The following is a 14,985-nucleotide window of genomic DNA, read 5'->3' on the forward strand; positions in this document are numbered from 1 at the left end:
TCAGGAGAAGGATGCGATTCATCTAGTGGAGGAGATTTCGAACATGGATACCAAGGGGTTTATATTTGCGGTGGGGGGGCTGGTTGTTGGCCTGATCGGCGGCACGGTCATCGGCAACGGCATGAGCGACACTGCCATGCAGGACGCGATCAGTCGGACAATTCAGCCCGCGCGGGAAGAGGCGAGCAATGCAGCGACGAGCACGCAAGCCACGCTTGCGACGATCCAGGAACAGTTGACCGCGCTGGAAGCTGCCGTAACGGGAAATACGGTTGATCCAGAGGAAATGGCCTCCAGCATGGGGGAACAGACCCAGGGTCTTTCCGAGCAGATCAAAGAGATGCGCGACGCTCTGTCCTCGCAGATTTCCGAAGCTGGCGCGTCTCAGGCGGAAGCTGTTCAGGCGGCTATGGATGAGCTGTCGTCGAGCATGGCAAACAGCGCGCAAATTGCAGCCTCTGCTGTGGCCTCCTCCGACGGTGGTAGCGGTGGCGGCGCAATGCCGAGCGACGACATGGAAGTGAGCGATGCGCTGTCGGTTGGAAGTACGGCGCTGTTTGCGGATGGGGCGTTGCGTGTTTTCGTCTCTCGCTTGGAACCGGAGCAAGGCTCTGCACGGCTATCGGTCAATCGCGAGACCGTAAACCTGGGAACCGGTGGCACAACGACTGTGAGCGTCGAGGAAACAGAATGTGCTTTGTCAATCATGGCGTTGACGTCGCAAGGCGTGACACTTGGATCTGATTGCTCAGCGGTTCTGACTGATGCGGAAGACGCTGCCCAGTCGTCAGATGATGCCTCCGATCAACCGGAGAACACATCTGAAGAGGACGCGGCCGCGTCGGATGACACCAACACAGACAGTGCGCAGGAAGACAGCAACGCAGACAGTGCGCAGGAGGAGCCTGATACGCAGGAGGAGTCGCCGGACGAAGCGAGCTCGGAGTAACCGGCTTTCAGATATATCGCCAAGCCGGGAAACACCGTTTGTGAAACGAAACGCTTCGTGGCCACGACATGTCGGGAAGGGGACGCTCGTCGGTTAGTGCGCGATTTTCTGGATCTTCGACACCTGTCTGTCTTAACAGTCGGTGTTTACCCCCTGAGATTTCAGCAGGCGTACAAGCATGTACGCTCAGCGCAGGCGGGGTAGCAGTGCCGCTGGCGGCTAAGGCTCTTGTGATCAAGTTCGAACTGGGCGGGGGAATGACCCCGCCCTTTCAGTACGTGTACGCATATGTCAGGTGCAATCCGGGACCCGCTTCGCCGTCTGTCGCTGCGAGGACGGCATCTCCATATTGATGATAGCTGCGTTTTACAGCGAGACCGTAGGCATCGTCCTCTTGATCTTCTGAAAATTCACCCATGACTGTAATGAGATAGTCGCCAGTGAGATCCACTTCGGCCTTCAATGCAATCGCGTTTGGACGATCGTTTGCGGCCATGCTTAGCCATGCGGCCGACAGGTCGACACTGCCAAAATCGGCGCGCGTGCCAAGTTTCGCATTCACACCTTCGTGTTGTCCATCATCCGACCAAATGCTCTCTAAAGCGGCGGCAAACTCATAGTGGCCACTTTGTTGCGACAGTGCGGCTGAGGCCGTACGAAAGCCGCCTTTGTGGGCGCCATGCGCCGATACAGACCATGTCAAGGCGTCCATCTCACCATCAACAGACACACCCCAAGGCACTGCGGTGCGCCGCATGGCTTCGACAGTGTTGTGGCTCCGCGTGTATTCAAGGCGGTCATACGAAAGGTACGGCGCGGTGTGTCCAAAGACCGATGGAATTACCGAATCAAAGGCGGGGCGCACGACCCCGAGCCGAATGCGCCCGTCCCAAACGAAGGCAGCGTAGGTCTCATGCGGGTTTTTCCCGTCCAAGGCGTACAGATATGTACCGACTTCGAAGCTTAGAGGATGGGATGTGGGAAACGGCACCGACGCAGTAGCATCCATAGCCCCGAAAAGTGGGAGTTCAGCCAGATTGGTCACTCCTGCCTCGACGGTTCCCTCGAATTTGACGGATTGAGCGGCGGCGGGCGCGGCTGCGGAGACAAGTAGAATTAGGCTAATTATGCGCAAATTAAATGCCCTTTCGGTGCTCAAGCAATACCGCGTATTGGGCGCTCCATCGAAGGGAATGTGACCCACGGCATCTGACATTGCATCTCACCCGTAGAGTTTCAACAACGATTTCAGGTCATTGAGAGAATTTGCTTCGTTCACAGGCTTGTCTCGGCGCCATCTGCTCATGCGTGGAAAACGAAGGGCAATGCCCGATTTGTGTCGCGGGCTTTCCTGAATGCCCTCAAAGGCAATCTCGAAAACATGCTCCGGCTTGACCTGCCGGACAGGGCCGAAGCGCTGTAATGTATTGCGCCGAACCCAACGGGTAATTTCCTTGAACTCACTGTCCGAGAGCCCTGAGTAGGCCTTGGTAAATGGGGTCAACTCGTTGCCATTCCAAACCGCAAATGTGAAATCGGTAAACAGGTTGGCGCGGCGGCCATGCCCTTGTTGCGCATAGATCATCACAGCGTCGACGGTTAGCGGATCCAGCTTCCACTTCCACCAATCGCCCTTTTTGCGGCCTGCAAGGTATGGCGCGTCGCAGCGTTTTAACATCAGGCCTTCGGCACGGTGCGTTCTTGCCGTTGCTCTGGTGTCTGCCAGTGCGTCCCAGCTTTCGAAATCGAGTTTCGGCGAAAGGCGTACAGGAGAATCCGGCGGGGCATTCTCCAGCATTGTTTCAAGGCGTTGGCGGCGTTCCTTCAAGGGAAGGTGACGGATGTCGTCGCCGCCGATTTCAAGTAAATCATATGCCAGTAAGGACACGGGCGCGTCTCGGAGAAGTTTTTTGGAAACAGTCTTCCGCGTGATGCGCGGCTGTAATGTTGCAAAGGGAAGGGGGCCATCGTCCCACGCCAGCAGTTCTCCGTCAAAGACGGTGCCGTCGGGCAGAAAATCCGGAGCACGCTCGAATTCTGGAAAGCGATCTGTCAACAGCTCTTCTCCGCGTGACCAGAGATGGTGTTCACCGTCGCGCAAAATCAACTGGCCGCGAATTCCGTCCCACTTCCATTCTGCTTGCCAATCCGCTGCTGGACCTAGATTTTTCGCCGCACTTTCCAATTGATAGGCCAGGTAAAAAGGATAGGGGCGTGAGCCATCGGCACGCGGGTCATCTTTTTCGATGAGGTCGTGATAGCTTGTGGTCTCCGGCGTCCAGTTGCCCATAAGCTTGAGCGCCAAGGCGGCCTCGTCCTGATCGGTGGCCTGAGCCAGGGCGCGGGTCATCAATTTGCGTGATATTCCGATGCGAAAGCCGCCGGTCACAAGCTTCGTGAAGACAAAACGCTCTGCTGTGTCGAGTTGATCCCATGCGTCAAGGATTTGTGCCTTGCGCTCGTCCAGCGGCAGACCCGTCATCGCGCGGAGTTGCCCGATCCAGCGGGTCAAAGGCAGATCGCTGTCGCGCGTCGGGGGTGGCAGTACGAGCGAGATGGTCTCGGCCAGGTCACCGACAATCGGGTAGCTTTCCTCGAACAGCCAAAGGGGGATACGCGCCTGTTCCGCTGCGAGGTTGCGCAATTCGGTGGCGTTGATCGCCCGCTTCGGCCGCCTGCCGGAGAAGAGGGCGATGCACCAAAGTTTATCTTCGTCCGGAGCCGTAATGAAGTATTCGGCAAGGGCCTTCGTCTTGAGTGTGGTTTTCGTGGTTTGATCGAGGGTGGTGAAAAGGCGGGTGAAGCGTTTCATACAGCCTCCTCGCTTTGGCCATCGTCGCCGAATTCGGTCTGCAGCACATGTGCGTCATAGCCCTCTTCTTTCAGCCACTTGGAGAAGATCTCGGTGTAGCCGTGCGTGGCATAGACTGTTTCTGCGCCGGTGGCCTTGATGGCCTCCTGAAGCCCGGGCCAGTCGGCGTGATCCGACAGAACAAAACCGCGATCCATGCCCCGCCTGCGACGTATGCCGCGTATCCGCATCCAGCCAGAGGCAAAGCTGGTGGAAGGGTTTCGAAACCGACGGGCCCACTGGCTGCCCAAGGCCGATGGCGGTGCCAGCACCAAGGCGCCTTTCTGTGCCTTTACGTCCAAGTCTGGCGTGACGTGAATTGTCTCGGGAAGAGCGTATCCTTGTGTACGGAGTATCTCGTTTGTGGCTTCCACTGCACCATGGGTGAGGATCGGGCCAATTGGATCGAGCAGGGACAAGAGCCGTTGCGCCTTCCCCAGGGAATAGGCGCCCAACAAAGCTGTTTTCCCCTCGGCAACACAGGTTTGCCACCAAGCGTTGATCTCTTCCGCGACCTTCGCCTGTGGTTCCCATGTGAACACAGGGAGGCCGAAGGTGCATTCGGTGATGAAACTGTGGCAGCGTACAGGCTCGTACGGCTCGCAGAACCCATCGTCGGTGGTTTTATAATCGCCTGACGCGACCCAGACATAACCGTCCACCTCGATACGGATCTGCGCAGATCCGGGGAGGTGGCCGGCGGGGTGAAACGACACGTTTGCGCCGCCGATTTGCCGCGTCTCACCGTAGGCGATGCCGTCCGCAGTAATTTCCCCCAGCCTGTGCCGCATGACCGGCAAAGCGGCGTGGGTCGCAAGATACCGACCATGTCCGGGCCGCGCGTGGTCCGCATGGCCATGGGTGATCAAAGCGCGATCTACGGGGCGCCAGGGATCAATGTAAAAATCGCCGGCAGGGCAGTAGATGCCCCGGTCAGTGAAGGTGAGAACTGGATCGGTCATGCAGCGGAGATAATGCGCTTTATGACCTTGGCGAGGACAATCAGGCGGTCAGCGCCTGTGCCTCTCCTGCGGTGGCGAAATGGTCGATCATGTCGGCGAACACGCGGTTACGGGTCGCGGGCACTTCCATCATGATTTCGTGTTCGCCATCGGCCACCATTTCCAGCCGTCCCCCCGGCCATTCCGCCATTCGGGCGCGGATGCGATCGATATCAACGATGCGTTCATTGGTGCCTGTGTAGCATACGCACGGGACGTTCGGCGCTGGGCGACGGGACAGGATACGCATTTCGGCCAGTGCTTCGTGCAACCAATTGAGGGAAGGGCCGCCCAGTTGCAATTCAGGATGAGCGAGGACCTGGCGGCGCATGTACTCCCACATCTCCGGGTCGCGGGTGAGGCTGTTGTCGTTGAAATCACTGCCAACGACATAACTGATTGCTCCGGTGCCGGGCGCAAACATATGGCCAAGACCCATCGACTTCGACATCCGCGCGATCGCCCAAGCTGCGGGACGCACGGGATTTGCAATGCGAATGCCCCACATGGGGCCGGTGAACACGGCGGAGGTCACGTCCAGGCCGTCCATCAGCGCGCGCAGACCAATGCAACCGCCCATCGAATGCGCAACCAGATGCTGAGTGCGCGGCAGGTCCAACACGTCGACCAGCGATGTCATGGTGGCGACGTCGCGCTGGTAATCCTCGAACAGATCGACATGGCCCGTGCGTCGTTCGACCAACATCCGGTCTGCCAATCCCTGACCGCGCCAATCAATGGCGAGTGTGTGGTACCCGGCCTCGGCGAAGACCGCTGCGGCGCGGCCGTATTTCTCGACGTATTCCGTGCGGCCCGGAAACAGCAGCACAGTCCCCCGCGTCCCCTCGGACGGGTAATGCGCAATGCGCAGCCTCAGCGAATCTGCGGCCTTGACCCACCAGGCGCGGGCGCCGGCAGGGCCTTCGGCGAGATCAGCAAAGAAAGGCGCGGGGGTCAGGTCCATCAGGCAAGGACTCCGGCAAGGCGCATCGCCGCGGACATGTCGCCGTCGATTGCAAGCTTGCCGCCCATGAAGGCAGTCGTCGGATTGAGGTCACCGGACAGGATCGCCTCGAATGTTTCCTGGTCGGCGGTCAATGTGACGTCGGTGTCCTCGTCGCCTTCACGCACGTCATCACCCTCGATGATCACGCTGCCTTCGTCCTCGATGACGAATTTTGCGCTGCCCTCAAAGGACTCACCAGCCATCTTGGACTTCAGGGCTGTCACGGCCGCGGTCACAACTTCGCTCATACGTCGCTCCTTCATTCTCTCAAAAACGTGCGCTGTTCATTCCGCGCACGGACGCTACACTCATGACAGGATATGAGCAGAGGTGACATGAATTTCAAAAGTATCGTCACGGCATTTCTCGCCACAGTCATGATATCCCTACCAATCGCAGGATTGGCACAGGATCGCCTCGATACGCTGATGTCGGAGCTGCAACAGGCAGAGGATGAAACCTCTGCGCTGCGGCTGGAGAATCAGATCATCACCGAATGGTCAAAGAGCGGTTCACCGGCGATGGACCTGCTGTTGAAGCGGGGGCGCGATGCCCTGGACGTTTCAGAGCTCGACGCGGCGACTGAACATTTTCGGGCGCTGACCGATCATGCGCCTGAATTTGCCGAAGGTTGGCACGGTCTCGCCCTTGCGTACTACCAGGAGGAGCGATTTGGACCTGCGCTGGATGCATTGGAGCGTGTGCTGGCCCTGAACCCGGAACATTTTGCAGCGCTTCGTGGTGTCGGGGCGATCCACGAACAATTGGGCAACGAGGTGCTTGCCTATGGGGCCTTTGAACAGGTACTGACCCTGCGACCGCACGATCCGGACGTCATCGACGCGCTGGAGCGGCTTGAAACCATGGTAAAGGGCGTGACGCTGTAACGGCGGATCGCACAGGGGCGCATGTCAATGAGAGCGCGGGTCGCGGCTGTTCTAGGTCCGACCAATACGGGCAAGACCCATTATGCCATCGAACGGATGCTGGGCTATCGAACGGGGGTGATCGGCCTGCCGCTGCGCTTGCTGGCGCGCGAAGTCTACGACCGCATTGTTGCGATGCGTGGTCCCTCCGTTGTGGCATTGGTCACGGGCGAAGAGCGGATCGTTCCGCCGCGGGCGCAGTACTGGGTCTGCACGGTCGAAGCGATGCCAGAGGGTATGGGCGCGGATTTCGTCGCGATAGATGAGATCCAGCTTTGTGCTGATCCGGAGCGCGGCCATGTCTTTACCGACCGGCTGCTGCGGATGCGTGGCACGCATGAGACGCTGTTCCTGGGCTCTGACACCATGCGCGGGCCGATCGCGCAGATTGTGCCGGGCGTCGAATATGTGCGCCGCGAGCGTATGTCACAGCTGGTCTACACAGGATCCAAGAAAATCAGCCGCCTGCAGCCGCGTACCGCGATTGTCGGATTCTCCATTGATAACGTCTACGCCATCGCCGAACTGCTGAAGCGGCAAAAAGGCGGGGCGGCTGTTGTCATGGGGGCGCTTTCGCCGCGGACTCGCAACGCGCAGGTGGACCTCTATCAAAACGGTGAGGTGGATTACCTTGTCGCCACCGACGCCATTGGTATGGGCCTGAACCTCGACATCAATCACGTCGCGTTTTCCAGCACGATGAAGTTCGACGGACGCCGGATGCGGTCGCTGATGCCGAATGAGTTGGCTCAGATCGCCGGGCGCGCCGGGCGCGGAATGTCAGACGGCACATTCGGGGTAACGGGGGAGGCGCCGCCGCTTGATGAGAACGTGGCTGATGCCATCTGCAATCACCAATTCACCCCGATCAAGAAACTGCAGTGGCGCTCGGCCGAGTTGAACTTTGGGTCCATCCAGGCGCTGGAGCGGTCGCTCGACGTGTCGCCGACTCAGGACGTTTTGTCCAAGGCGCGCGAAGCGGATGATCTGCGGGCCTTGCGCGCCATGGCCGCGGAGGCGGAGGTTCAGGCCAGGGCCTCCTCTGTCGAAAGCGTGCGCCTGTTGTGGAGCGTGTGCAGGATTCCCGACTTTCGCGGCATTTCGCCGGCGGAGCATGCGGGCCTTCTGAGCACGATTTTCGGCCATTTGCATCAGTCCGGCGCAATTCCTGACGATTTCCTTGCACGTCAGGTCAAAAGAATTGATCGAACCGATGGCGACATTGATGCGTTGTCAAAACGGCTCGCCTATATTCGGACTTGGACCTATGTTGCGCAGCGCAAGGGTTGGACCCGGGACGAAGAGCATTGGCGCGGGACGACTCGCGCTGTAGAAGACCGCCTGTCGGATGCATTGCATGACCGATTGACACAGAGATTTGTAGACCGGCGGACCAGCGTCCTGCTTCGCCGGTTGAAACAGAAGGAGGCCCTCTTGGCCGAAGTAAACGATTCTGGAGAAGTGACCGTCGAGGGTCATGTCGTGGGCAAGCTGGAAGGCTTCCGCTTCCGTCAAGACAAGGAAGCGCAGGGGCAGGAGGCAAAGACATTGCGTCAAGCCTCCACCCAGGCCCTGACGCCGCATTTCCATTTGCGCGCGGACCGCTTTTACAATGCCCCCGACACGGAGATCGATTTCACCGAGCAGGGTGGCCTCATGTGGGGCGATCAGGCTGTCGGGAAGCTGTCGAAAGGCGACGATCCGCTGAAGCCGCGCGTCGTGGCGTTCGTGGATGACGAAGCTGGTGCCGATGTGGCGCAGAAGGTCGAGCGGCGTCTGCAGCACTTCATGGACCGCAAGATTGCCGCGCAGTTCGAGCCGCTGGTGAAAATGCGCGACGATGAGCTGTTGACCGGTTTGGCGCGTGGCTTTGCCTTCCGTCTGGTCGAGGGGATGGGCATCATCCCCCGCTCCGAGGTGGCCGATGAGGTGAAGGCTCTGGATCAGGACGCCCGTGGCGCGTTGCGCAAGCACGGCGTGCGGTTCGGTCAGTTCACCATCTTCATGCCCTTGCTGCTCAAACCCGCGCCGACGCGTCTGCGTCTGGTTTTGTGGTCGCTGTCCAACGGTCTGGATGAATTCCCCGAAGCGCCGCCGCCCGGACTGGTGACTGTGCCGAACATGGCCGAGGTGCCGAGCCAGCATTACACGCTGTCCGGCTACCGCAAGGCCGGTGCACGCGCGATCCGGATCGACATGCTGGAGCGTCTGGCAGATATGCTGCGTTCCGAGGACAGCCGCGGAGGCTTTGAAGCCAAAGCCGACATGCTCTCCATCACTGGTATGACGCTGGAGCAGTTCGCTGACCTCATGGAAGGCCTTGGCTATCGCGCCGAAAAAGGCGAACGCGCAAAGGTGAAAGCAGTCGACGCCGTTGTTCAGCCCGAGACCGGCGAGCAGGTCGAGGGGGATGCCACGGTCGCTTCTGAAGACACGCCTGTCATGGACGTCGCTTCGGAGACCGCGCCGACGCTGGAACCGGATGCGGCGGAAACACCGGCGCCCGCAGATATTGCAGAGCCAATCGCAGAGCTGGAAGATGCGGGCGAGGCGCCTATTTCGGCGGAGCCTGCCGAGACGATGGATGCGGAGTCCAACGAGAATGTCATTGCTGAAACCCCGGCTGAAGAAATTCTGCCCGGCACCGCGCCTGACGAAGGCGTGGCAGGCCCCGAGATGGAGGCTTTCTACACATTCACCTGGGGTGGCAATCGCGGTGGAAACCGGGGCAATCAACGTCGCGGTGGTGCGAACAAGCCGCGTCGTGATGCTCAGGGAGAGGGCGGACGGGGCGGTAAGCCCGGCGGCAACGGTCCGAGAGGCAAGGGCGGTCCCAAAGGGAAGGGTGCCCCGAAAGGCGGCAAATCTGCCGAGGCACGCCCCCCGCGCAAGGACAAGCCGATTGATCCGGACAACCCCTTTGCTGCGGCTCTCATGGGGCTGAAAGGCAAGAAGTAAGTGACTGATTCGGCGGTGTCCTCCAAGATCCGCATCGACAAGTGGCTATGGCACGCGCGGTTTTTCAAGACCCGCAGCCTCGCCGCGAAGGTCGTGTCTGGAGGGCATTGCCGCGTCAACGGTCAGCACATCGCCAAACCCGCCTACGGCGTGGGGCAGGGGGATGTGCTGACCTTTTCACAAGGCCGCGATGTGCGGGTGATCAAGGTGATTGCACCTGGCGAACGCCGCGGCCCGGCGCCGGAAGCGCAGGCGCTATACGAAGATCTTTCTCCGCCAAAGCCCCGTGACGAAACGGATGTTTCGCCAATTGTCCGTGACGAAGGCAATGCGCGTCCGACGAAGCGTGACAGGCGGAAACTCGATCTTGATCGCCGTAGGACGCTTGAATGATTCAGGGTGCTGCTTTAGCTAAGCCCTGACGCTCTAGACGGAAGTGATCTCACAATGACCTATGTCGTGACCGACAACTGCATCGGCTGCAAATACACCGATTGTGTTGAAGTGTGCCCCGTGGATTGTTTCTATGAGGGAGAAAACACCCTTGTGATTCATCCTGATGAGTGCATTGATTGTGGTGTCTGCGAACCCGAATGCCCTGCCGATGCCATCCGCCCGGATACCGAACCGGAGATGGAGAAATGGGTGGAGTTCAATCGCAAGTACTCCGAGATGTGGCCTGTCATCGTCACCAAGAAGGACCCGCTGCCCGAAGCCGAAGAGCGTGACGGCGAGTCTGACAAACTGGAGAAGTACTTCTCCGAAGCGCCCGGCGAGGGCGGCTGACTTCGTGATTGATTCGCGCTGGAGCGGATCAAAGGTGCAGTGACGGCAGTTATCTAATTGACCGTATTGCGTTTTCTCGAATGAGCAGGGCGCTATCCTAGGCCCGCTTTTTATGTTATATGTATTGTTTACATGATGACACGCTGCGCAGGGCGATCCGCCTTGTTGTCCAGAGACTGCAACCTTTGGGCCATAGCTTGAACACCGATGAACAGGGGCACGGTAACCTATGAGGTTTCCGCGTTTTTTCTTGTCCGTGGAGTAGAAGCGCGCAAAGGCGGTCGGTGCTGCGAGGAAAGACGTATATGACCAAAGCGAAGAAATCCGAATTCCGTCCCAATGACTATGTCGTGTATCCGGCGCATGGCGTCGGCCAGATTGTGTCCATCGAAGAGCAGGAGATCGCAGGCCTGAGCCTCGAGCTTTTCGTGATTTCGTTTGAAAAGGACAAGATGACCCTGCGGGTGCCCACCCACAAGGCAACGGAAATCGGTATGCGGTCGCTTAGCTCCCCCGACGTGGTGGATGAGGCGATGAAGACGTTGCGCGGTAAAGCCAAGGTGAAGCGCGCCATGTGGTCGCGCCGGGCGCAGGAGTATGAGCAGAAAATCAACTCCGGTGATTTGATCGCCATCGCGGAAGTCGTGCGCGACCTGCACCGTGCCGACGATCAGCGTGAACAGTCCTATTCGGAACGTCAGCTGTACGAGGCTGCACTGGAACGCCTGACCCGCGAGATTGCGGCTGTCTCTGGTGACGAAGCAGCCGCCGCCAAGCAGGTTGACGACGTTCTCGGCCTGCGCGCTGCATAAATCTATTATTGATATCCGACTGAACGGCTCCCTTGCGGGGGCCGTTTTCGTTTTTTCTTCTTGAGCTTGAAATATTTTGAAGACTTATCGACGGACGCCTCTAAGCGAACGCCCATTCCGCATAGTGCTGTGAGTCGTCAGCATATAAGTCGCACGCAGGCTCAAGACGCTCAGCGGGCTCGCGCCCTATGAAGACATCTACCAGGTTTGGGTTTCAGAGACTGACAGACCATTATTGATCCGTTCCACCAAATCCCGGGCCGAAACAGGTCGGCACGTCCGGTCCCGTCGAGGACGATCAGGTCCCATCGCGCCCGAGAAGGTCTCGCCGCTCAGCCCAGCTGCAAAGGCGGTTTGTAGGAGGGATGCAAGGTTCGGGATGGTTGCGCGTCTGGTGTGTCGGAAAAGTATGTTTCCGGCAGATCGCGAACCGCAGGGCTTATCTCAGGCTGTGGCCAACCGCAAAAATGACGCCGATGGATCGGCGCCCGAGGAACAAATCCTCTTGCGCGGGCCGCGTGAGGACAAACAGTTCAGGCCACGTCGTGCTTGCCGCGTGCTTCCAAGGCTGTAAAAAGCGCTGTTTCCAACTCTTTTTCAAGTTCGCGGGCGCGCGCGATGTAGGCTTCGTTTTCCACTGCAGGGATCGCGGGGTTCCAAAGCTTGGCGAGATCACGCACTGTCTGCCGGTCGTGATGGTAAAATGTCTCTTCCGCGATGGCGGCTTCGTATTCACTCATGCCAATGTTCTCCAAGACATAACGTCCTGCGCGCAGGCTGGCATCGAACATTTCGCGCACGATGTCATCGGCACCCGCCTGATACAGTGCATAAACGTGGTTTCGGTCGCGGGCACGGGCGACAATGTGCAGATCCGGCCGCACGCGGCGTGCATAGGCCACCAATTTGGTCGTCGACTTCGCATCATCCAAGGCTGCCACCAGCACACGGGCGGACCCGAGCCCGGCTGCATGCAGCAACTCTGGTCGCGTTGGGTCGCCAAAAAAGCCCTTGTACCCAAAACGTCGCATCAATTGAATTGTCGGCATATCGTGATCCAGAACCACCGTCCGATAGCCGGAGCTTTGCACCAGGCGATTCACCACCTGACCAAAACGACCGATGCCCGCAATGATGACCGGCCCCTCTTCGTCGATCACGTCGGCTTGCGCTTGTTCCTGCTCCGTTTCGAGCCGTGCCCGGATGAAGTCGAACAGCAAAAACAGCAGTGGTGTGATCAGCATCGACAAGGCGACCACCAACAACATCCTGCTCGCCAGCATTTCTGGAAAAACGCTTTGTTGCAGGCCAAAGGAGACGAGGACAAAGCCGAACTCGCCAGCCTGTGCGAGCCCTAACGTGAACAGCCACAGGCCCCGCTTTCGCAGCCCAAAGGCGCGCCCTATGAAGTACAACACCAAGCCCTTGATCAAGATCACGGCCAGCGCCAGTCCCACCATGAGGACGGGTTCTGCCATCAGGCGTTCTACGTCGATGCCCGCGCCGACCGTGATGAAGAACAACCCAAGCAGCAGCCCTTTGAACGGCGCAATGTCGGATTCCAGTTCATGCCGGAATTCCGAGTTGGCCAGAACCACGCCCGCGAGAAAGGTCCCGAGAGCGGGGGAGAGACCGACTAGCGTCATGAGGAACGCGATGCCGATGACGATCAGCAGCGCCACGGCGGTGAACATTTCCGGCAGGCGCGCGGTGTGGATGAACCGGAAAAGCGGCCGCGCGCCGTAGATCCCGGCGAGAATGATCGCTGCAACGATGCCGAGCGTCACGCCTGCAGCCTGCCAGCCTTCCAGCCCATCGACCAGTGACATACTGGCGTGGCCGTCTTCTGCAGCACCGTTGGTCATTGCTCCGTTGTCTATGGCACGCCGGATCGACCCGTCCGGACCAACGGAGACCTTGGCCACCACAGCCAGCAAAGGCATGGCGATCAGCATCGGAATGACGGCAATGTCTTGCGTCAGCAGGACGGAAAAGATCGAGCGACCGCCATTGGTCTGCATCAATCCCTTTTCCGACAGCGTTTGAAGCACGATTGCGGTCGATGACAGTGCGATCGTCATGCCCACAGCCAAGGACGTTTGCCACGGATAGCCCAAGGTCATAGCGCCCACCATGATCGCCAGCGTCGTCAGCAGAATTTGCAGACCACCCAGGCCGATCAGCCTGTGGCGCATATCCCAAAGCGCGCGGGGCTCCAGTTCCAGACCGATGAGAAAAAGCATCAGGACCACGCCGAACTCAGCGAAATGACGAAGATCTTCGGTATGCGCGACGAGGCCAAGGCCGGGTCCAATAATCAGACCGGCGAGCAGGTACCCAAGTACCGATCCCAGCCCAAACCGCGTGGCTATGGGCACAGCAATGACGGCAGCTGCAAGGAAAACGGTGGCCTGAAGTAAAAAGTCGTCCAATGTAAATCGCGCTCCGGTAGGTGTCCCGGCATGATGCAGTCAGCGAGACGGGAAACGCAACATTCGGAAACAGTCACTTGGCAAGATAGCGCTTTTTGTATGAAAGCTCGTGTTACCAGGTGAACTTAATGAGCGGTGAGGACAACGGGATGTGCCGGCCTCGGTCGTGGGAACAATCTAGACCACCGAGGCGTGTGTGTATCGGGCAACGTCGCGCGCAACTGAACCAGAGGCATTTGGCCCGACAAGAAAGCGCGATACAATGGAAAGACGCCGGCCCGCAGATAGGGGGACCAATGGCAGATGCGACGCTCTGCCGGGGCGATGCGAAAGCCGGCGCGCCGCAGCGCCTGCAGACTGTTCGCGTCGTCTAGCTGAAGCGTGACCATATTGGGTGTGGATAGTGAACCTCCCGCCGCATGGCCGAGCATCTTGGATCTTTTTCCAGGGGCCGGGATCAGGTGCTCCAACATGAAATCGAACACATCGTTTTCTCGGCTGGTGACGTTCAGCACCTGCGTGTGCAGGCCGGCAGGAGAGGTGAGACAGATCTTCGCCGTCTCTTCGAATTCCGCCCCGGCCAACAAAATCACGCGGCGTAGGGTTTCTGGATCACTGTCACGGATCGCTCTAAGGATGACGCGGGCCCCCATTGAATGGCCGATGGCGTGAATGGGCCGTTCAGGCGCAAGCGTTCGAATATCCGACAACAACGTGGCCAAGGCGCGGCCAGCAAGGTCGGCCTGCTCGAAAGCTTGCCAAACCGTGCCGCGTGCTGGCCATCCAAACGATATCCCAAGACCTTCGCCCGCTTGACCGCGCAACCCAAGGTGACGGGGCCAGCCGACAATGCGCCTGGTCGTCCTGGGCTCGCGGGCAAATAAGGTCTCGTGCGGGCAGTTTCCTGCACGACCGGGCTGATATCTGAACCCGTGGACCATTACGGTGATTGGCCCTGCATCCTCAGCCAGTGCATCACGCAGTGCGCTTAACAAAGGCGCGGAGGAGCCATGCAAGGCGGCGGAGCCCTCGGTGACGGTGATGCGAAGAAGCGGCATGGCAGCGATCCACGGAGACATTGACAAAAGCCTGTAGCGATAGCCTGCAAAAGCTGGATGAAAGAGCGTTGACAGCGCTGTGACAGGCTTGAAATGAATTCTTAATGGCTCTATGGCAGCGACGTGGCGCTTTGTTACCGGATTGTGGGCCACGGACGCGACAGCCGTCCAAAAACCGCTAAAGAGGTCAGACGAAAGCCCCTTTC

The 14,985-nt window shown here is 59.1% G+C and carries 13 protein-coding genes; 6 read left to right on the forward strand and 7 right to left on the reverse strand.

The window, feature by feature from the left end; translation table 11 throughout:
- Positions 1-43 precede the first annotated feature (43 nt).
- Entirely contained in the window at positions 44-949 is a 906-nt protein-coding gene (locus tag J4E08_RS10495; RefSeq protein WP_349538416.1) for a hypothetical protein, read from the forward strand.
- A 271-nt stretch (positions 950-1,220) separates the two neighbouring features.
- Here J4E08_RS10495 and J4E08_RS10500 read toward each other — a convergent pair whose 3' ends face one another.
- Genes J4E08_RS10500 through J4E08_RS10520 form a run of 5 tightly spaced genes read right to left on the reverse strand, consistent with a single transcriptional unit; the run spans position 1,221 to position 6,055 of the window.
- A complete protein-coding gene (locus J4E08_RS10500) occupies positions 1,221-2,165 on the reverse strand; it encodes a hypothetical protein (protein ID WP_349538417.1) in 945 nt (314 codons plus the stop codon).
- 6 nt (positions 2,166-2,171) lie between these two features.
- On the reverse strand, positions 2,172-3,761 hold the full coding sequence (locus J4E08_RS10505; protein ID WP_349538418.1) for an ATP-dependent DNA ligase: 1,590 nt from the start codon (positions 3,759-3,761) through the stop codon (positions 2,172-2,174).
- Positions 3,758-4,762, reverse strand: a complete 1,005-nt coding sequence (locus J4E08_RS10510) for a ligase-associated DNA damage response exonuclease (protein WP_349538419.1) — start codon at positions 4,760-4,762, stop codon at positions 3,758-3,760. The genes J4E08_RS10505 and J4E08_RS10510 overlap by 4 nt, the downstream gene beginning before the upstream one ends.
- A 40-nt stretch (positions 4,763-4,802) precedes the next feature.
- Positions 4,803-5,765 carry an alpha/beta fold hydrolase gene (locus J4E08_RS10515; protein ID WP_349538420.1) on the reverse strand — a complete coding sequence of 321 codons (963 nt, stop codon included), beginning with the start codon at positions 5,763-5,765 and terminating at the stop codon, positions 4,803-4,805.
- Positions 5,765-6,055, reverse strand: coding sequence for an SCP2 sterol-binding domain-containing protein (locus J4E08_RS10520; protein ID WP_349538421.1), 291 nt, complete (start codon positions 6,053-6,055; stop codon positions 5,765-5,767). The genes J4E08_RS10515 and J4E08_RS10520 overlap by 1 nt, the downstream gene beginning before the upstream one ends.
- An 87-nt stretch (positions 6,056-6,142) precedes the next feature.
- On the opposite strand from J4E08_RS10520, the gene J4E08_RS10525 reads away from it, so the two are divergent.
- The 5 genes from J4E08_RS10525 (at position 6,143) to J4E08_RS10545 (ending at position 11,289) form a co-directional block, all read left to right on the forward strand.
- Complete coding sequence (locus J4E08_RS10525; RefSeq protein WP_349538422.1) at positions 6,143-6,694, forward strand: tetratricopeptide repeat protein; 552 nt, start codon at positions 6,143-6,145, stop codon at positions 6,692-6,694.
- Positions 6,695-6,715: 21 nt separating this feature from the next.
- On the forward strand, positions 6,716-9,691 hold the full coding sequence (locus tag J4E08_RS10530) for a helicase-related protein (RefSeq protein WP_349538424.1): 2,976 nt from the start codon (positions 6,716-6,718) through the stop codon (positions 9,689-9,691).
- A complete protein-coding gene (locus tag J4E08_RS10535; protein ID WP_349538425.1) occupies positions 9,692-10,084 on the forward strand; it encodes an RNA-binding S4 domain-containing protein in 393 nt (130 codons plus the stop codon).
- Positions 10,085-10,138: 54 nt separating this feature from the next.
- Positions 10,139-10,477 carry a ferredoxin FdxA gene (fdxA, locus tag J4E08_RS10540; RefSeq protein ID WP_183963062.1) on the forward strand — a complete coding sequence of 113 codons (339 nt, stop codon included), beginning with the start codon at positions 10,139-10,141 and terminating at the stop codon, positions 10,475-10,477.
- A gap of 305 nt (positions 10,478-10,782) precedes the next feature.
- Entirely contained in the window at positions 10,783-11,289 is a 507-nt protein-coding gene (locus J4E08_RS10545) for a CarD family transcriptional regulator (RefSeq protein WP_183963061.1), read from the forward strand.
- Positions 11,290-11,822: 533 nt separating this feature from the next.
- Here the strand turns inward: J4E08_RS10545 and J4E08_RS10550 are convergent.
- The gene (locus tag J4E08_RS10550) at positions 11,823-13,721 is read right to left on the reverse strand and encodes a cation:proton antiporter domain-containing protein (protein WP_349538428.1); all 1,899 of its coding nucleotides are present in this window, start codon (positions 13,719-13,721) and stop codon (positions 11,823-11,825) included.
- 125 nt (positions 13,722-13,846) lie between these two features.
- Positions 13,847-14,779 carry a DUF726 domain-containing protein gene (locus J4E08_RS10555; protein WP_349538429.1) on the reverse strand — a complete coding sequence of 311 codons (933 nt, stop codon included), beginning with the start codon at positions 14,777-14,779 and terminating at the stop codon, positions 13,847-13,849.
- Positions 14,780-14,985 lie beyond the last annotated feature (206 nt).

The organism is Sagittula sp. NFXS13, from assembly GCF_040148795.1.
Lineage (GTDB): Bacteria > Pseudomonadota > Alphaproteobacteria > Rhodobacterales > Rhodobacteraceae > Sagittula > Sagittula marina.